16 protein-coding genes are annotated in these 16,824 nt (G+C 58.7%); 6 read left to right on the top strand and 10 right to left on the bottom strand.

Features of this window, described 5'->3' with window-relative positions:
- Positions 1 to 163: 163 nt before the first annotated feature.
- Entirely contained in the window at positions 164 to 1,858 is a 1,695-nt protein-coding gene (locus QMG40_RS14745; RefSeq protein ID WP_283531871.1) for a DEAD/DEAH box helicase, read from the top strand.
- A gap of 141 nt (positions 1,859 to 1,999) precedes the next feature.
- On the opposite strand, the gene QMG40_RS14740 is transcribed toward QMG40_RS14745, so the two are convergent.
- The 3 genes from QMG40_RS14740 to QMG40_RS14730 all read right to left on the bottom strand — a co-directional run bounded on the left by QMG40_RS14740 (position 2,000) and on the right by QMG40_RS14730 (position 3,319).
- On the bottom strand, positions 2,000 to 2,602 hold the full coding sequence (locus tag QMG40_RS14740; RefSeq protein WP_283531870.1) for a HutD/Ves family protein: 603 nt from the start codon (positions 2,600 to 2,602) through the stop codon (positions 2,000 to 2,002).
- Positions 2,602 to 2,835: a hypothetical protein gene (locus tag QMG40_RS14735; RefSeq protein WP_283531869.1), complete on the bottom strand. Its 234-nt coding sequence runs from the start codon at positions 2,833 to 2,835 to the stop codon at positions 2,602 to 2,604. Before QMG40_RS14735 ends, QMG40_RS14740 begins: the two co-directional genes overlap by 1 nt.
- Before the next feature lie 82 nt (positions 2,836 to 2,917).
- Positions 2,918 to 3,319 carry a YccF domain-containing protein gene (locus QMG40_RS14730; protein ID WP_283531867.1) on the bottom strand — a complete coding sequence of 134 codons (402 nt, stop codon included), beginning with the start codon at positions 3,317 to 3,319 and terminating at the stop codon, positions 2,918 to 2,920.
- A 169-nt stretch (positions 3,320 to 3,488) separates the two neighbouring features.
- Here QMG40_RS14730 and QMG40_RS14725 point away from each other — a divergent pair, with 169 nt between their 5' ends.
- Entirely contained in the window at positions 3,489 to 4,064 is a 576-nt protein-coding gene (locus QMG40_RS14725; RefSeq protein WP_283531866.1) for a hypothetical protein, read from the top strand.
- A gap of 9 nt (positions 4,065 to 4,073) precedes the next feature.
- Positions 4,074 to 4,595, top strand: a complete 522-nt coding sequence (locus QMG40_RS14720; protein WP_283531865.1) for a PspA/IM30 family protein — start codon at positions 4,074 to 4,076, stop codon at positions 4,593 to 4,595.
- Between the two features lie 97 nt (positions 4,596 to 4,692).
- Here the strand turns inward: QMG40_RS14720 and QMG40_RS14715 are convergent, their stop codons facing one another.
- From QMG40_RS14715 to QMG40_RS14690, 6 genes are all read right to left on the bottom strand, one after another.
- Positions 4,693 to 6,318 (bottom strand): sialidase family protein, encoded by a 1,626-nt coding sequence (locus QMG40_RS14715; RefSeq protein WP_283531864.1) that lies wholly within the window; start codon positions 6,316 to 6,318, stop codon positions 4,693 to 4,695.
- A gap of 39 nt (positions 6,319 to 6,357) precedes the next feature.
- Positions 6,358 to 6,651: a hypothetical protein gene (locus QMG40_RS14710; RefSeq protein WP_283531863.1), complete on the bottom strand. Its 294-nt coding sequence runs from the start codon at positions 6,649 to 6,651 to the stop codon at positions 6,358 to 6,360.
- Positions 6,652 to 6,883: 232 nt separating this feature from the next.
- Positions 6,884 to 7,867 (bottom strand): aldo/keto reductase, encoded by a 984-nt coding sequence (locus QMG40_RS14705; protein ID WP_283531862.1) that lies wholly within the window; start codon positions 7,865 to 7,867, stop codon positions 6,884 to 6,886.
- A gap of 228 nt (positions 7,868 to 8,095) precedes the next feature.
- The gene (locus tag QMG40_RS14700; protein WP_283531861.1) at positions 8,096 to 8,755 is read right to left on the bottom strand and encodes a pentapeptide repeat-containing protein; all 660 of its coding nucleotides are present in this window, start codon (positions 8,753 to 8,755) and stop codon (positions 8,096 to 8,098) included.
- Between the two features lie 71 nt (positions 8,756 to 8,826).
- Positions 8,827 to 9,255, bottom strand: a complete 429-nt coding sequence (locus tag QMG40_RS14695) for an ASCH domain-containing protein (protein WP_283531860.1) — start codon at positions 9,253 to 9,255, stop codon at positions 8,827 to 8,829.
- A 1-nt stretch (position 9,256) separates the two neighbouring features.
- Positions 9,257 to 10,144, bottom strand: coding sequence for a DUF4031 domain-containing protein (locus QMG40_RS14690; RefSeq protein ID WP_283531859.1), 888 nt, complete (start codon positions 10,142 to 10,144; stop codon positions 9,257 to 9,259).
- Between the two features lie 121 nt (positions 10,145 to 10,265).
- Here QMG40_RS14690 and QMG40_RS14685 point away from each other — a divergent pair, with 121 nt between their 5' ends.
- Together QMG40_RS14685 and clpB are read left to right on the top strand one after the other, a co-directional pair.
- Complete coding sequence (locus QMG40_RS14685) at positions 10,266 to 10,955, top strand: ubiquinone/menaquinone biosynthesis methyltransferase (RefSeq protein ID WP_283531858.1); 690 nt, start codon at positions 10,266 to 10,268, stop codon at positions 10,953 to 10,955.
- Between the two features lie 322 nt (positions 10,956 to 11,277).
- Complete coding sequence (gene clpB / locus QMG40_RS14680; protein ID WP_283531857.1) at positions 11,278 to 13,893, top strand: ATP-dependent chaperone ClpB; 2,616 nt, start codon at positions 11,278 to 11,280, stop codon at positions 13,891 to 13,893.
- A gap of 101 nt (positions 13,894 to 13,994) precedes the next feature.
- On the opposite strand, the gene QMG40_RS14675 is transcribed toward clpB, so the two are convergent.
- Positions 13,995 to 16,121, bottom strand: a complete 2,127-nt coding sequence (locus QMG40_RS14675) for a hypothetical protein (protein WP_283531856.1) — start codon at positions 16,119 to 16,121, stop codon at positions 13,995 to 13,997.
- A gap of 325 nt (positions 16,122 to 16,446) precedes the next feature.
- Here QMG40_RS14675 and QMG40_RS14670 point away from each other — a divergent pair, with 325 nt between their 5' ends.
- The gene (locus tag QMG40_RS14670) at positions 16,447 to 16,677 is read left to right on the top strand and encodes a DUF3073 domain-containing protein (RefSeq protein ID WP_283531855.1); all 231 of its coding nucleotides are present in this window, start codon (positions 16,447 to 16,449) and stop codon (positions 16,675 to 16,677) included.
- Positions 16,678 to 16,824: the final 147 nt, after the last annotated feature.

Raw genomic sequence — 16,824 nt, 5'->3', positions numbered from 1 at the left:
GCGCGTCTAGTGCATTCTGCGTCGATGAACGCATTCAACTTGTCCCGCACTGATTTTGCTTCAGGCAAATCGCGGTTGACACGCTCTGGCATTGAATCGGCGAACCCGCGGTCAAAACTGCTCGTGGGACGTTGAACCGCCTTACGAAAGATTCTCTCTTTACATGACAACTTTTGCTGCCCTTGGTGCGCCCAAGGAAATCGTTGCTTCACTCGCCGCTCAGGGCATTGAGGAAGCATTCCCCATTCAGGTCAAGACCTTGCCAGATACTTTGGCAGGACGGGACGTGTTGGGGCGCGGCCGCACCGGCTCCGGCAAGACCATTGCCTTCGCCATCCCGCTCGTTGCCCGTTTGGCTGAGCGCGAAGCCCCTTACTTCCGCAAGCCGGGCCGTCCCATTGGCCTGGTTTTGGCACCAACCCGCGAACTGGCCACACAGCTGAACAACACCATTGAGCCGCTGGCCAAGTCCATGGGCTTGAATACCACGGTCATTTACGGTGGCGTTTCACAGGCTCGTCAGGAAAAGGCTTTGCGCGCAGGCGTTGACATTGTCATTGCCTGCCCCGGCCGTCTAGAGGACCTCATGAAGCAGCGCATCGTGTCGCTGGAAAATGTTGAGATCACCGTTTTGGACGAGGCCGACCACATGGCCGACCTTGGCTTCTTGCCCGTTGTTAAGCGCTTGCTGGACACCACTCCCACGCAGGGCCAGCGCATGCTGTTCTCCGCAACGTTGGATAACGGCGTGGACAAGATCGTCCAGCGTTACCTCTCCAACCAGCTCACCCACTCGGTAGACGAGGCCAAGGCTGCTGTCTCCACCATGGAACACCACGTACTCGTTGTTGGTGACCAGACGGTGAAGAAGCAGGTCATCGTTGAGCTGGCATCGGGCGCCGGTCGCCGCATTCTTTTCATGCGCACCAAGCACCACGCCCGCAAGCTGGCCAAAACCTTGACCGACGCCGGTATCCCCGCCGTTGATCTGCACGGCAACCTCTCACAGAACGCACGCGATAGGAACCTGGCCGAATTCTCCACCGGCGGCGTCCGCGTGCTGGTTGCCACCGACGTTGCTGCCCGCGGCGTCCACGTCGATGACATCGAATTGGTCATCCACGTTGATCCGCCCACAGAGCACAAGGCATACCTGCACCGCTCAGGACGTACGGCGCGTGCCGGGTCCGACGGCGTTGTTGTTACCTTGACCTTGCCGGAGCAGCAGAGCGACGTCAAGAAGCTCATGCGTGCAGCAGGCGTTGACGTGAACTTTGAGCGCGTCACCACCAGCTCACCGGTCATTGCTACATTGGTGGGCAACGTAGCTGACAAGATTGATCCACGCACCCGCGCGGCACTGCTTGCCGCAAAGGCGCCGGCACAGGGTGGCGGTTCATCAACCGGAGCCAATGCTCAGCGCAAGCGCTCAGTTCGTTCCGGTGCCGCTCCCACAGCCGGTGGCCGGGGTGGCCGTGGTGGACGTGGCCGCGTCTCATCAGAAGGTGGCGAGCGTTCGGCTCCTGCGGGACAGGGTAACCGTTCAGAGCGTCGCGATGGTCAGGTTTCACGCCCAGCTGGCGCTGGGCGTCCGGCACGTTCCGGCGAGGGCCGCCCAGCTGGTGCTGGCCGTCCGGCACGCGATGGTGAGGGCGCCCGCGGCAAGCGCGCACCTCATTCAAGTGGTTCACGTGAAGGCGCCCGCGAGGGTGCACGAAGCAGCTCCAGTGTTGCTTGGTCATCCAACACCGGAGGTACTTCCGGTGGCAGCTACAACGCCAACGGTGGTGGCTCCTCTCGATCCGGCGGACCCCGCCGCGCTTCTGCACCGGCTTCGAACCAGCGTCGCAGCCGCTAGATACCAAAAGGATCGGGCCCGCTTCCTGCGGGCCCGATTCTTTTTAACTAATGCCAGTGTGCAACCCTCTGGTATCTGATGGACTGGTATCTGATGGACTGCCGGATGGCGGTCCCACTTCGTTTGGAGCTGGATCTCTATTCAGGTGCCGACCGGGTCGATGCTGAGCACAGCAAGGAAGCCGCGGCCGGAAACCTCCGGGGCATCCTCGGAACCTACCACCGTATCGAACTTGCCAAGCGCCTCAGCGGCTGGCACTGGCGAAGATGCCTGCGGATGGTCCGGGGCAACAGTCGAGGGCGCTGGCGTAACGCTGGCCGAGCCCTGAAGCAGCACGGCAAACTGGTCGGCAAAGACCGGGTGTGGACGCTTCTTGGACAGTTCGATGATGGCGGCGTAGCCCTTGAAAGCGCCACGTCGGGTCATGAGATTCAAGTCCTTGAGAGCACCTGTTGGTAGGGCTGCGCAGGTCTGCGAATCGCCTGAAAAACGGAACGGACGGTACTTTTCAAGTGCCTGCTCCACACCATCTATTGTCAGTGCGATCAGTTCGCCCTCTACCACCGTGATGATGCGATCCACCCCTGGTAGTTCCGAGAAGGGGCCGGCTTTGGAAACCTCTGCCAGACTCACACGCCATTGCCACGGCTCTGATCCTGCCGGGCCGGCAGCAATTTGCCGGCTTAGCCCACCGCCATTGTGCCAAGGCGTTGCTTCGAGTGCGGAGTAGCGGATGATTTGCATTATTTTTCGTCCGCATTCTTCACGCTGTAAACATGCAGCCGCTTCGGGTCAGATGGACGACGGCGGAGCTTTCGTTTGTAATAAGACCAACCACCTGTGATGGCCAGGGAAACAGCGAAGGCGAGCACAATCTTTACAGGCAGGCCGAATCTAGCAAAACTCAGCACTAAAATCATGGCCGCGAAACTGGCGAAGTTGACGATGACGTCCAACCAATCGGTCTTATTGCGCATGAGACAAGCTTACGCGGCAAACGTCTTCACCAGATTCGTGGACACCTCCTCTTTGGCGTGGATGGTTCAGGGGCTGACCGTTCTAGCGGTAACTGGCCACAAATGGCCGGTTGGTGGGCACTATCTCCTTGCCTAACGGCATCAAAGAAACAGGGATCATCTTCAGATTGGCAATAGCCAAGGGGATACCGATGATGGTGATTGCCATGGCAACTGCAGTGCTGACGTGTGCAATCACTATCCAGATTCCCGCCACCAAAATCCAAATGACGTTGCCCAGCGTACTGGCCAGGCCCGTGCCGCCGGGCTTATCAACAACGGTTCGGCCAAAAGGCCACAGGGCGTACCCGGCAATGCGGAATGAGGCTATACCCCAGGGGATGGTGATGATGAGAATGCAGCACAAAATTCCGGCAAAAAAGTAGCTCAGCGCCAACCAAAAGCCGCCGAACACCAACCAAATAACATTCAAAATTGTCTTCATCACCCCATTCTGCCCGCTGGCACCGACAAAGGGCGCTTTCGAACTGAAACGAAGGAGCCGCCCGGCATAACACCTCTCTTGTAGGAGTGAATCTCTGGGATAGCCTTGCGGTGTTACGCTGATCTGCAACGGCTCAGTTCCTCAATCTGGCAAGGAAACCTACCATTCCATGGACTTAGGCACAGTCTTTTTGATTCTTCTCTTGGTGATCGTTGCCATTTTTTTGGGCGTCGCCGTCACCTTGGGGATATTAGTTTCCCGGGGCGCCATTGGCTTAGCGAAACTTTCTAAGCCCAGGATCGAGTCGGCAAAGCGTAGCGCCCTGAAAGTTCGGGCCAGCTCCAGTACCGGCCCCGTTGCGGAGATCCTCAAGCAGCGTGTGGCCCTGCAAGAATCCCTTGAAGCGACGCACAGGTCGTTGGGTGTGGCCCAGTCCACCGGTCAATATACCGGAAATCTTGAGTCCATATTCAAGACCTTGCAGCAAACAGCCGCCGTCATGGAACACCAGTTAATTGTGGCACAACGGGAACCCGAACCCGCTGTTCAGGCCCTCTATGCTAAGACACTCAGCGTGCAAGTGGAGCAGATCACCCAGACCGCCAGGGGAGTCCGCAACGCTCTCGCCAGTGCTGGCGCGCCAACTGCCGAAGTTGACCTCAAAGACCTCACCCGGACGCTTGAAATTGAGGCTTCGATGCTTAAAAATTGGTCTAAAACATACACGGACCTTGGCGAAGACTAACTGAGAACGATGAGTTTTTTTGCGCGGATTGTGGGCATTTTTTCTCGCCCAAATCTCTCGGTGAAGTACGACGGCGGAGCCTCCAGCCGTGACCCGCTCACCTTGAGGGATGCCCAGTTTAAGCAAAGGAACGCCGTGCAAAAGATGCGCCGTGGAGTTGCCGATGTTTCGGTGAGTAGGCAGCGGTTGGACATCCAGGCCGCGGATCTAGAACAGGCCCTTGACAGACTGGTGCGGCAAGCGGAAAAATCTCGCCTTGACGGGGATGAGCTAGCTGCCCAAACTGCCATGGGCCGCCACCTGATTATGGGCGGGCAGCTGGCGGACATCGTCAACCAGCGCAACGCCCTGGCCGAACAGGAAACCATGCTGATTGGCGCCCTAGCTCAGCTCCAAGCCCGCGTCAGCGGCTTCAACGTCACAGTTGAAACGCTCAAGGCCACGCAATCTGCGGCGCACGCCGATCACGCCATCGCCCAAGCGCTCGAGGAATTCAAAAAGCCAGAGCGAGGGCAGGCGGAGCGCCCGTAGTTTGAGCTCTGCGCATGGTCAGTTGTGCCCGTGCCGCCACCGTCGAAGTGGCGGCACCATGACAACTCACGGTGCGCAGGAGTCAAAGACGCGAGCGTCAGCTTTCGGAAATATCGCCAGTGGCAACGTCGAAGGTGAAGGATCGTTTGGCCTCAAGACCCTGGCCGCAGTCCCGCACACCCATGACGAATGCAACGGTGAGGCAGCCGGCGTTAATGTCGGCCTGAGTCACCTCGTATGTGGCATTGAAACTACGAGCCGTCCCGGCTGGCAACGGTTCAGGGCAGGCAACAACCTCGGTAGAGCCGTTCTCACGAAGCACCGACACCACCGGAACATTGGTTTGCGCAGAATTCTCCACCCTCCCGGCAAACGCCAGAACGTCTCCAGCCTTGTAGCCAGGAATGATGGCACCGTAGTTTCCATCCTGTGATTCGCGGTTTGAAAGTACCTGAGGAGCCTCATCAGAATAGCCCTGACCGACTTCCTTCCAAGCGGCCGGGTCCCAATCACCTTCAGTCGCAGCCAATACAAAAGTCTCGCCAACACTGTTCCAAACCACTGGGCGTCCCGGCGTGATGGAACGCAGCACAACGCTCAGCCCAACGCTTCCGGCATAGGAGGTGCCGACGTCGTGCTTCAGTGAGCCGACAGGGGAGGTGAGGAGCTCTTGCGGATCGAAGGCAACAAAAACGATTTCCTGGTACCCCTGGCGCTCATACAACACACCAATCCGGCCGTCGGGCAGGCGGGCAGCGGTGGAATACTGTGAACTGCCTGCACACAGTACGACGGCGTACGGCCAGGTTGCGCCGTTGTCCACAGATAGCTTCAGGAGCGTATTGCGGCGCAGCAGGGGGTCATGATTGTGGGTGGCGATGAGCCAGTTCTCAGTCTCAGGTGTGGCCCACGCTGCCACATTGGGTAAGCCGTCGAAGCGTGCCACCGAACCGTTGTCGCTGGGGTCGGGCAATTCACGGTGCGGTTGCGCGGTTGTATAGCTGTGACCGCCGTCTGTGGAAAGGGCAGTGAGCCTGTGCGGTGTGGCGCGGGAGTGCATCAGCAGTGATCCGTCAGCCAAACAAACAACCTTGTTTTCATTGGCTCCAGAAATGAATTCGCCGAGAGTCCAAGTCTCGCCATGATCGTCGCTATAGGCGCTGGCGGCCTTAATGTTGCCCTGGTGAAGTAGCACGAACTGCTGCACAAGACGCCCCGTGAACGGGCCGGTGTGAATTTGAATGCCAGCGCCCGCAGCAGCAAAAAGACCGGTTATACCCGGGCGTTTGAGCATGGTTGTGAGGCTGCGGTGCTGCCACGTGAGACCGTCGTCGTCTGAGAAGCTCAGGTCCGCGTGCTGGATGGCATCCTTATCCTCTAGTCCTTCAACTGCCTCAAAGAAACCAGCGTGGGTCCCTGCCGCGTGGAAGCAAAAAATGCGCCCGGTTTCGGTGTCAACAAGCAGACTTGGATCCCCGTAACCGTCCAAACCGGTGCCTGTGCGGATTGTTTGTTGCGGACCCCACGAGGTTCCATTATCGGTGCTGCGGCGGATCAGCAGATCGATTGGGTTGGGGAGGTCATCCAAATTGGGCCGGCCGTCGTAGGCGGCCAGGAGTGTGCCGTGAGTGGATACCGCGAGGGCCGGGATGCGGTACTGGCGGTGCCCGGAAACACCGCGACGGGCAAGAACAAACTCAGAGGAGGTAGGACGAGTGGTCACATGATGAGCTTAGCCGTGATGGAACCCAGATGCGTGGGGCTAACCGACTGAGCGGGCCCGACCGATCTGGGTTTGCAAGAAATGCACCCTGTTGAACACATCGATCCTTTGAACCTCATTGCCCACGGGAAGCTGCTCCGTGTAGGAGTATTTACCGGCCTGAATATTCACGGCGATGAAACCCTCCATGCGAGTATCGCGGGCGAGGAGAAAAAGCAGGCTAATGAGGAAAAACCAAATGAATAAAAACACCATGACAATAGCCCAAGTAGGGGTGAAAGTGGTGACCCTGGTTTGATCAACGGATGTGACGTCACTTCGGCCAAGGGCCACGTTCCGGCCGGAGTTATGACGTATTGCTCGGTGACCTGGATATGCCCGAGCGAGAGCAGGATGGGCGGGTTGGCGGGGAATCCTGGGCTCTCTAACGTCATGGTTTCCAACTGACCAGCTTTGAATTATATCCAGCCCTGATGCCACGGGGAGTTCATGGGTATTGTGTGCCGCTGTGTTGGCTGAATGACTACACCGAACTGCCTCCAGTTCACGGTCCATGCTGTCCGGACTACTTGTAGACGGACTTTAGGCCGGCTTCATCGTATCGGGTGCCTGCCGCGCTGCCGGCAGGCACGGCTGCTTCAATAGCGGCAAGATCTTCGGTGGTGAGCACAATGTCCGGCGCTGCCGCGTTCTCCTCCAAATACTTGCGTTGTTTGGTGCCAGGTATGGGAACAGTGTTTTGGGCTATGACCCATGCCAGTGCCAGCTGTGCGGCCGTGACCTCCTTGGCTGCGGCAATTGCGGTGATCTGCTCAACCATGGACAAGTTCGTTGCCATATTCTCACGGGTGAAGCGGGGCATGCCTCGACGCCAGTCGTTCGCGGCGAGATCGTCTTCACTGGTGATCCCGCCTGTCAAAAGACCTCTGCCCAGCGGGGAGTACGCCACGAAGCCGATGCCGAGTTCGCGGGCTGTCGCTAAGACTCCGTTGCTCTCCGGCTCGCGCTCAAACATGGAGTACTCGGTTTGTAGCGCGGTTATTGGATGGGTGGCGTGTGCGCGCCGAAGTGTCGCCGGGGCCGCCTCTGAAAGGCCAAGAAACCGCACCTTGCCTTCGGCAACGAACTCGGCCATGGCTCCCACAGTTTCTTCGATCGGGGTGTTGGGGTCCACGCGATGCAGATAGTAAAGGTCCACGTAGTCCGTGCCAAGGTGAAGCAAGGACCTCTCCAGCGCCCTGCGGGCATAGGCGGGGCTGCCATTGACGGGCCGCCGGGAACCATCATCGTTAACTTCGCTGCCAAACTTCGTGGCCAAGGCATACTCGCCTCGGCGGTGCCCAATGGCCTGGCCTATGAGTTGCTCATTGAGGAACGGCCCGTAAACCTCCGCCGTGTCAATCAAGCTGATGCCCAAATCAATGGCGCGGTTGAGCGTGGCCGTTGATTCGGCGTCATCGCGGGCACCGTAAAACGCACTCATGCCCATGGCGCCTAGTCCCTCAACGGATACAACAAGTCCTTGGCCGCCTAATTTCACTGTTTGCATACTGCTTCGCGCCCTCACTTGGCTCTCTGCCCACCCGAATTGTCCGGCGTGGGGGCTGCCAAGCAAAATGCTGCCGTACTTTGGGTTGTGGGGCAAGGGTCCATGGCTGGCAAATTGCTAGGTGAGGGGAAATAGCGCTCGCCTTTGTTGATTTTGCTGAACCTAAGCGTGAGGGACTAAGCGCTGCCCCGATCATCTCTGGGCACGGGTTTCTCAATGGCCCAGGGGCTAGGCAGTGGTGACGCCAAGGTGCGCTGCCATGAAAGGGGCAAGCAGGCTTAGTTGGTAATCGTCAATGACAACCCCGGACATGGAACCGATGCCGTTGAGAATCCGAAAATCCGTGCTGCGCAGATCGAGGTCTTTGAGCTTGGCCTGCTGGAGGTCGAGGGTGCCAATCCGGCAGTTCTTCAGTGACATGCGGGTGACTGTTGCCCCGCCAAGGTCGAGTTCGCCAATGATGGCATCGCTGATCTGAAGGTCGGTGATCTTAGCGGTGCGCAGGTTCAAAAAGTCGATCTTCCCTCCGTCGATCCGTACCGACTGCCAACTGCTGTCATACAGTTCTGCAGAGCCCCACCGTGGGGCAGTGATTTCGGTATCCCGCCAGCTGGTTCGGGCGCCCTTCATGATCGGGGCGAAGCTGTCATTGACGACCGTGCCACGGAACCGCACACCACGAAGCTCGGTGTTATTCAAAGTTGGTCTATTGAGCTCACAGTCCAGAAAGTCCGTTGAGCTCAGATCGGCTTCATCAAAGGAGGTCTGCTCAAAACGTTGCCCGTCATACGTCTCACCGGGACCAAAGAAAGCATCGTCATTTACTACAAGGTCATGCAGCTCTAGGGGAGAGAGGCGGGGTGCGCGGGGTTCATTCTTCGAAGCCATGCACACAGGGTACCCGGCCGCGGTGAGCGAAAAAATCTGATAGCCACCAGCGGGAACGGAAGCCGCCGGTGCTAGGACTCGAGTTTGGCGATGACCCGAAAGCGCTGCAACACCAATATGGTGTCATCATCCACCGTAAACTTTGGGTCTCCCATGGCCTTGCGCATATCCGGGGAGTGCCAAAACTCTTCATGTCCGGCCCGCCACTGTGCCACGGTGGTGTAGTCCTCGCCCTCATCGATGACGTGCTGGAGATCAACGTTGGCCAGCTTGGCTTGGCGCACCTCGGTAGTTTCTATGACGGCAACACCTTTTCCGGCCGAATTAATCACCAGCTCCCGCTGGCCAATGCGGGGTAATTCTTCGTTTTCAACCTCATCTTCGATGAGTGTGGGGGTAGTGGAAGTTTTTGAGCCGTCCAAGATTGCTGCGAGCAGTTGTTCGCGTAGCAGTCCCGGGAAGGCGGACTCAACAATCGGCAGGGAGCTGCAGTCAGTCATACTATGAGCCCACGGCATTTATTTGGTTCAACTGTTTTAGTTCCCGACTGAGGTTGTGCTGTGCCTGCGCCGCCCACAGCGCCTGGCCTTTGCGCGTATGGAATAGCGGTCTCAGGGCTAGTAATTGACGTACTACGGTAGCTCTTCCGTTGGTAAAATTGCAGTCCGTAACGTGTGAATAGTCGCGTCGAATGCCAGCAATATAGTGGGAATAGAGTTCCGGCGTACCGCCAAGGATGGCTAGGTCGGCGTCGCAAAGCAAGTGCCCGGAGCTATCGCCAGGCTCGGGGGCATGGGTAGCTGTGAGGCGAACAAGCCGAGCAACTTCTGCTACTTCCGCGGGGGTCACTACATCTTTTAAGTACAGTTGCGCTAATTTGGCCGACTCTTCTTCGTCCGTGGCGGTGCCGTTGTAGACGGCGTCATGAAACCAGGCGGCTAGTTCCACGGTGCGGGGGACGCAGCGCTCAGTGAGCAGCTCTAGTGCTTCCAGTACCGCCAGTAGGTGCGTTCCCGAGTGGTAGTGCCTGTGCGGCTCGTTCCAGCGGGTGAGTAAATCGGAGCCAAGGTGTGGCTGGCCCGGCAGGAGGGCGTTCCAGCGCAACCCCAATACCGAGGCAACAGATTTGACTCGGTATTTTGCTTTGATTCGCAACCCAGAGTCCATCAGTGTGCGGGCCAACTCCTTGCCTGATACCGGAATTGCTCCTGCTGCGACCAGACCCTCGTAACGGCGCTTCGCGACGTCGTAGTGATCAAGGTCAAAAGCGCGTCTGGTGACTCCATTGGCTGCCGCAAAGGCGTGCAACTCATCAAGTGAGGTGTTGGAGATCAAATGCGAGAACACGGTTCCGTGCGCTGGCCAGTAGGGCGGATCGATGAAGATCATGCTTTTAGCTTAGGTGCTCGCTCCTGCCCTGGCTCCAAGTGGACTGCCCTGCGAATGTGCCGCAGAGCTGCGCCCGCATAGAATCGTTTGGGTCCAACACATCAAATGAAGGTCAATGGCAATGCGAAAAGAAGATTCTTCAGTTCAGGCTACTTTCAACGCCATCGCCCGGCGCTATGACCTAATGAACCGGCTCATGACGCTGAATTCACATAGGCGCTGGTGCAGGGACGTTGCCGCCATTGCCACCTCCGCGCCCGGACGCAGCTACCTTGATCTGGCCACGGGGACAGGCGTCATTGCCAAGGCCATCGCAGCGGTGCACCCTGCGGCTACCATCATTGGAGCTGATTTTTCCGAGTCCATGCTGGAGGTGGCCCGCCAGCAAGCGGGCAACGCAAATATCCAGTGGCAGTTTGCCGATGCCCATGAACTGCCCTTCAAGGACAATACGTTCGACGGCGTGAGTCACGGATACCTCCTGCGCAATGTCAGCGATCTGGATACGGTGTTGAACGAGCAGTTCCGCGTACTCAAGCCTGGCGGAGTAGTGGCAGCTCTTGAATCGTCCCCTCCCAGCGGCATGCTTTCCCCATTCATCCGTCTTGGCATGCGCATAGTCATCCCAACGTTGGGGGCAATCATTGGCCGCGACCGTGAGGCATACCAGTACCTGGTCGATTCCACCCTGGGCTTCCTGACCCCTAAGGCGTTGGAGCAAAAGTTCCAGCAGGCCGGGTTTGAGCACGTCCAGGTGAAGCCCAGGTTCATGGGCACCAACATGATTTGGGTGGCGCGTAAGCCAACCTGAGGAAACTTCCATGTTTTATTCGATGGGTGGGACGGAGGGGAAACCCTTCAGGGAATTCTCCCTCAACGCACACATTGAAAACCCGGACAAAAGGAACGCTACCGGCAGGCGGGGATTGCCGGGACGTCCGCATGGGTTGATGCCTGGCGTTGATGGATAATTCCGCCAACAGCCGTGCTTAAAGAGCCGTTTTTGGCGCAGGATTTTTCGAGGTCTAAAAAATCTTTGGAATAAGGCGCCCAATTTCAAAGTTGAGCGTAGTAGACTCAACTTTATCGGGATGGGTTTTTACGCCCTCCCCCAGCCGATGAAAGGACTTCTCTTGGACGCCAAATTCACCACTAAGAGCCAGGAGGCTCTTTCCGCCGCCGCCATGAACGCCTCCACCGCCGGGAATCCTGCGGTGGAGCCCGCCCACCTGCTCAAGGCCCTCATGGATCAGCGCCAAAGCGTTGCTGTGGCCCTTTTGAAGGGCGCAGGAGTGGACCCGGATGAGGTCAGTGTTGGTGCCAGTACAGCCATTCGCAACCTCCCGTCGTCGTCCGGGACCTCGGTAGCCCAGGCACAATTGAGCCGAAACACCCTGTTGGTGGTGCAGGCCGCGCAGCAGACCGCCGAGCGCATGGGAGATAACTATGTCTCCACCGAGCACCTGCTTTTGGGTCTAGCGGACGACGCCGGAGCAACAGGAAGTGCCCTGCGCCAGAGTGGTGCCACTAGAGCCGCGCTGGATGCGGCGCTTCCGTCAGTGCGTGGCGATGGCAAGGTCACCACCCCCGATCCCGAGAACACGTTTGAAGCACTGGAAAAATTTGGTGTTGACATGACAGCCATTGCCCGCTCCGGCAAGCTTGATCCGGTGATTGGCCGCGATGCCGAGATTCGCCGGGTCATCCAGGTACTGAGCCGTCGCACCAAGAATAACCCGGTGTTGATCGGGGAGCCTGGCGTTGGCAAAACAGCCGTTGTTGAAGGTCTGGCCCAGCGGATGGTTGCAGGGGATGTGCCCGAATCGCTGCGCGGTAAGTCGTTGATCAGTCTTGACCTCTCAGCCATGGTGGCCGGGGCCAAATACCGTGGCGAATTTGAGGAGCGCCTCAAAGCTGTCCTTGAGGAGATCAAGGCCTCCGATGGGCAGATCGTGACGTTCATCGATGAAATCCACACGGTTGTGGGTGCTGGTGCCTCGGAAGGTTCCATGGATGCGGGCAATATGCTCAAACCCATGCTGGCGCGCGGTGAGTTGCGCCTGATCGGTGCCACAACCCTCGATGAGTACCGGGAAAACATTGAGAAGGATCCGGCTTTGGAGCGCAGGTTCCAGCAGGTCTACGTTGGTGAACCCAGTGTTGATGACACCATCGGTATTTTGCGTGGGCTGAAGGAGCGTTATGAAGCGCACCACAAAGTGGCCATCGCAGACTCTGCCCTGGTCGCGGCCGCAACACTGTCCAACCGCTACATCAGCGGCCGCCACCTGCCTGACAAGGCCATTGACTTGATGGATGAGGCGGCTTCCCGGCTGCGCATGGAGATTGACTCCGCGCCGGAGGAGATCGACCAGCTGCGCCGCGCCGTCGACCGCCTGACAATGGAGGAACTGGCCCTCAGCGGGGAAACTGATGCGGCATCCATGGAACGCCTTGATGCCCTCCGCGCGGATATGGCTGACAAAAAGGAAGAGCTTTCCGGATTGAACGCCCGGTGGGAAGCCGAGAAGGCCGGCCTGAACCGTGTGGGTGATCTGAAGGCCAAACTTGATGAGCTGCGCTCCATTGCGGACAAGGCACAGCGCGACGGCGATCTTGAGCAGGCGTCTCGGGTCCTGTACGGGGAAATCCCGGCTTTACAGCACGAATTAGAGGCTGCTGCGGCTGAGGAGGAGTCCGCTGATAAGGCAGAACTCATGGTGGCAGAGGAAGTCACCGCTGATGATATAGCAGAAGTCATTTCGGCCTGGACAGGGATTCCGGCCGGACGGATGTTGCAGGGTGAAAGCCAAAAGCTGCTGCAAATGGAGCAGGTTTTGGGATCCCGACTAATCGGCCAAGCCTCAGCTGTCACCGCTGTCTCTGACGCCGTCCGCCGGGCACGCGCCGGCATCAGCGATCCGGACAGGCCCACGGGCTCGTTCCTGTTCCTTGGACCCACGGGTGTTGGTAAAACTGAGCTGGCCAAGGCGTTGGCTGACTTCCTCTTCGACGACGAACGCGCCATGATCCGCATCGATATGAGCGAATACTCTGAGAAGCACTCCGTCTCGAGGCTGGTTGGTGCGCCCCCCGGTTACGTGGGTTACGACGAGGGTGGGCAGCTGACTGAGGCCGTACGCCGCCGGCCATACTCCGTTGTGCTCTTGGACGAAGTTGAAAAGGCGCACCCGGAAGTCTTTGACATCCTTCTGCAGGTGTTCGACGACGGTCGGCTCACCGACGGTCAGGGTAGAACAGTTGATTTCCGCAACGTCATCATTGTCCTGACCTCGAATTTGGGCTCCCAGTTCTTAGTTGACCAGTCACTGTCAGAGGATGAAAAGCACAAGGCAGTCATGTCCATTGTGGAGTCCTCATTCAAACCTGAGTTCCTGAACCGGCTCGATGAGATCGTCATGTTTGATGCGCTCACCGTGGATGAACTGTCGCGAATTGTTGACCTGCAGGTGCAGTCTCTGGCAGCCCGGCTGTACCAGCGGCGCCTGAGCCTTGAGGTGACTGAGGCTGCGAAGGCATGGCTGGCTCTGACGGGTTACGATCCTGCCTACGGTGCGCGGCCCCTGCGCAGGTTGGTGCAACGACAGATCGGTGACAGGCTGGCCAAGGAAATTTTGGCTGGTGCCATTACCGACGGCGACACAGTTTTGGTGGATACCTCGGCCGACTTCGATGAACTGGACCCGATTTCAGGTGCTACCTCCGGACTGACTGTCAGCCGGAAATAGAGAACCCAGGGAATCCTGGCCGGCTAACTGGTGAGAGGGGTGGGAAACGGGTAATCCGTTTCCCACCCCTCTCGTATTTCTCGGTGCTGGCCTACTTCTTGCTATTTTGTCAGCGAGGTTTCCAGCGGATTGCCGTCCCGCGTGTCATGAACCATGCAGTCGACCCGACGATCATCGCGTTCAGTCCAGGTGGACTCCGAAGGATAAGCGGTGGTTTGTTTCAGGGTCGTGATTTTAGCGGCCGCTGACGTTAACTCAACGCCGTTGCACACGTCAGCAGCTTTAGCTTTAAGCGCTTCTGCCCCAGGGAAGTCGTCCGAGATTTCATAGTTGAAAGTGCCTGCGAGCTGGGCGTTGTGAGGTGTGCTGCAAAGTACAACGTCGGCCGGTGTGGAAGCATTCTTAAAATCTCGCAAACAATCCCCCTCCAGCCATTCCAACGGTGATAGAGCGGGGAACATTAGGCCCGTGTCAGGATCCGCAGCTCCGTCAGTTGACGTTGCATCTTCGGTGGGTGAGGCGCTCGCAGCCGCAGTGGCATTGTCACTGGGCTCAGTGGCTGGACTCTGCTGCTGCGACTGCGAAGCGGCGACCGGGCTGGGGTCTGCTTTGTTGATATTTCCAAGGATCAAACCAAGGAGAAGCCACACGAAGAAGATGATCAGACCTAAACCAAGTACGGCAATACCGAGGATAATGAAGAGCTTCTTCTTGCCACCACCGTTTCCACCAGGGCCACTTCCGCCAGAGCCACTTCCATTGGGGCTGCCGGGGCCCTGGGGACCGCCAGGATACCCTGGCCCCTGTGGCCCACCGGCGTAGCCTGGTCCTTGTGGGCCGCCGGGGTACCCGGGGCCTTGATTACCTGGATAGCCGGGGCCTTGCGGTCCGCCTTGGTATGGAGGGGTGCCTGTTCCCGGTGCCGGCGGAACACCGGCTGCGCCGTACTGCTGTGCGCCGTACTGACCTGCGCCGTATTGACCTGCACCGTACTGCTGTGTGGCCGGTTGGGTGGGCGCTCCCTGCTGACCTGTTGCGCCAAAGGGTGCCTGGCCGCCAGGAGCAGGCTGCTGGCCAAACGGAGCCGGTGCACTGTGCCCAGCCTGATACTGCTGCTGTTCGAGGGGCAGCGTGGCCTCAGAGAAGCCTGGATCCGCAGTGGGAACTTCGCCGGTTGCGGAGGTAGGGGCGCCGGAATTTTCAGATTGTTGCGAGCTTGCCAGTGCAGCCGCGGCGGCAGCATCGGCTTCACCGCGGGCCAGCTGGGCAGGGGATTGCCAGCCTCCGGCCTTCGGCTGCCAAGGCGTAGCCGATTGCTGCCATTGGGTTTCGGGACGACGCCAGCCGTGACCGTCAGCCACGCCAGGACCAAAGTGCGGTGCAGCTGCAGGGGGTGCAGTTTCAGGAGCTGCAGTTTCAAGGGGCCCTGATGCATCGGGGGATGCTTCAGACGCCACGTCAGGGGCACCTCCACCGACAGAGTCTGCGGTTGCTGCCTGCTCTGTGAGCGCGGCAGCCTCAGTAGCCTCAATAGCCTCAGTAGCGGAAACTGCAGGGGCGCCGTCGTCGGACTGGTTCTGTGGCTGCGCAGCAAACTCTTGCGTGGGCTGCTCGTTCTGCGGCTGCTCTCGGGGAGGGGAAGCAGGTGGCATGGTCGGGGGCGCTGGAGGCGTTGCGGGAACCTGCCTCGGGGGTGTCACCGATTCGGTGGGGGTAGCCATTTGCTGAACTGGCTCCACGTCAGCGACCTGTCCTACGGCGGCCTCTGCCTGGGCGGTCTCTCCCTGTGCGGCCTCCCCCTGTGCGGCCTCCCCCTGGGTCCAGGGATTGCTCGCAACAGGAGGCTTAGAGAAATCCGTGCGCATAACAGTAGGCGCATCGTCCCAATCGATCGGTTGCTCCGGGGTGGACTCAGGGGATTTGAATGTAGGCGCGGGAATGTCAGTGGCGAGGGTTGAGGACACTCCCTGGGCGGCCAATTCGGCTTCGTGTTCTACCTTCGCTGCCTCAGCGGCAGCAGCCTGCAGGTCAACGCTTTCGGCGACCTCCTCGCTGATTTCCGCGGCCCCAAGCTGTGGCTCGTCAAAGGTGTAGTCCGAGCCTGAAATGACAGGCTCGAGGTTTTCCTGAGCTGGTGCTGCTGGCTCTGGAGCCGTGGTTGGCTCAAGCGGCTCCGGTGGAGGGCTGTTCTGGGCGCCCTGATCGTTGGCGTTGCTGCTCTCGTTCATGGGGACTAACCTTCCGTGCTGCGCATTTTGCTTTGGGCAAACGTTGTGCGTGTGGTGAGGGAAAGTGTTTACAGACACTTTGTGGATGCCGTCGGCACGCCGCCCTCATGGAATAAATACTCTACTTGCACGTGACTCTACCGAATAAAGCGTTCCAACCGGCCCAATCCCACGGTTTGGCTATGGGCAGAACACCCCATGGTGGGACACTACCGTCGCAGAACTAATGTAATCTAGGAATACGACAAATTGACCGAATATTCCGGAGCCTCGCTCTTAGCCCGAGCGACCACCTCTGGTCCAAGTGTAAAAAGGGGGTCACGCCATGGGGCGCGGCCGTCAAAAGGCGAAGGCAACCAAGCAGGCTCGGGACATTAAGTACTACTCCCCGAACACTGATTATTCTGCTCTGCAAAAAGAGCTCGGTGCGACTACTCGGCGAGCCCCGAGCCATCACGTTGAGATTCCTGCAGAGCCGGATTATTCGGCATATGAAGATAAATATGCGGATCAGTTTGAGGACGACGACGAAGTGGACACCCGCCGCATTGGCTAGGGACGCTTAGACACCAAACGTAACAAACCCTGCACGACGCTCAGCAGAAAAGCTGAAGCGACGTGTGGGGATTTTGTTGCGCTCAAGGAAATTCGTCCACTTACTGAAAAAGCCGCCGTTTGCGGATAAAGCCACCCGGCGCCGGGT

Source organism: Arthrobacter antibioticus, assembly GCF_030063205.1.
Lineage (GTDB): Bacteria > Actinomycetota > Actinomycetes > Actinomycetales > Micrococcaceae > Specibacter.
Note: the sequence above shows the minus strand (reverse complement) of the source record. Positions and strands in the feature narration are given on the sequence as shown.

Excerpts from the sequence above, each read along its gene's own strand:
- QMG40_RS14745 (WP_283531871.1), top strand. The coding sequence starts at position 164 with ATGACAACTTTTGCTGCCCTTGGTGCGCCCAAGGAAATCGTTGCTTCA.
- QMG40_RS14740 (WP_283531870.1), bottom strand. The coding sequence starts at position 2,602 with ATGCAAATCATCCGCTACTCCGCACTCGAAGCAACGCCTTGGCACAAT.
- QMG40_RS14735 (WP_283531869.1), bottom strand. The coding sequence starts at position 2,835 with ATGCGCAATAAGACCGATTGGTTGGACGTCATCGTCAACTTCGCCAGT.
- QMG40_RS14730 (WP_283531867.1), bottom strand. The coding sequence starts at position 3,319 with ATGAAGACAATTTTGAATGTTATTTGGTTGGTGTTCGGCGGCTTTTGG.
- QMG40_RS14725 (WP_283531866.1), top strand. The coding sequence starts at position 3,489 with ATGGACTTAGGCACAGTCTTTTTGATTCTTCTCTTGGTGATCGTTGCC.
- QMG40_RS14720 (WP_283531865.1), top strand. The coding sequence starts at position 4,074 with ATGAGTTTTTTTGCGCGGATTGTGGGCATTTTTTCTCGCCCAAATCTC.
- QMG40_RS14705 (WP_283531862.1), bottom strand. The coding sequence starts at position 7,867 with ATGCAAACAGTGAAATTAGGCGGCCAAGGACTTGTTGTATCCGTTGAG.
- QMG40_RS14700 (WP_283531861.1), bottom strand. The coding sequence starts at position 8,755 with ATGGCTTCGAAGAATGAACCCCGCGCACCCCGCCTCTCTCCCCTAGAG.
- QMG40_RS14695 (WP_283531860.1), bottom strand. The coding sequence starts at position 9,255 with ATGACTGACTGCAGCTCCCTGCCGATTGTTGAGTCCGCCTTCCCGGGA.
- QMG40_RS14690 (WP_283531859.1), bottom strand. The coding sequence starts at position 10,144 with ATGATCTTCATCGATCCGCCCTACTGGCCAGCGCACGGAACCGTGTTC.
- QMG40_RS14685 (WP_283531858.1), top strand. The coding sequence starts at position 10,266 with ATGCGAAAAGAAGATTCTTCAGTTCAGGCTACTTTCAACGCCATCGCC.
- QMG40_RS14675 (WP_283531856.1), bottom strand. The coding sequence starts at position 16,121 with ATGAACGAGAGCAGCAACGCCAACGATCAGGGCGCCCAGAACAGCCCT.
- QMG40_RS14670 (WP_283531855.1), top strand. The coding sequence starts at position 16,447 with ATGGGGCGCGGCCGTCAAAAGGCGAAGGCAACCAAGCAGGCTCGGGAC.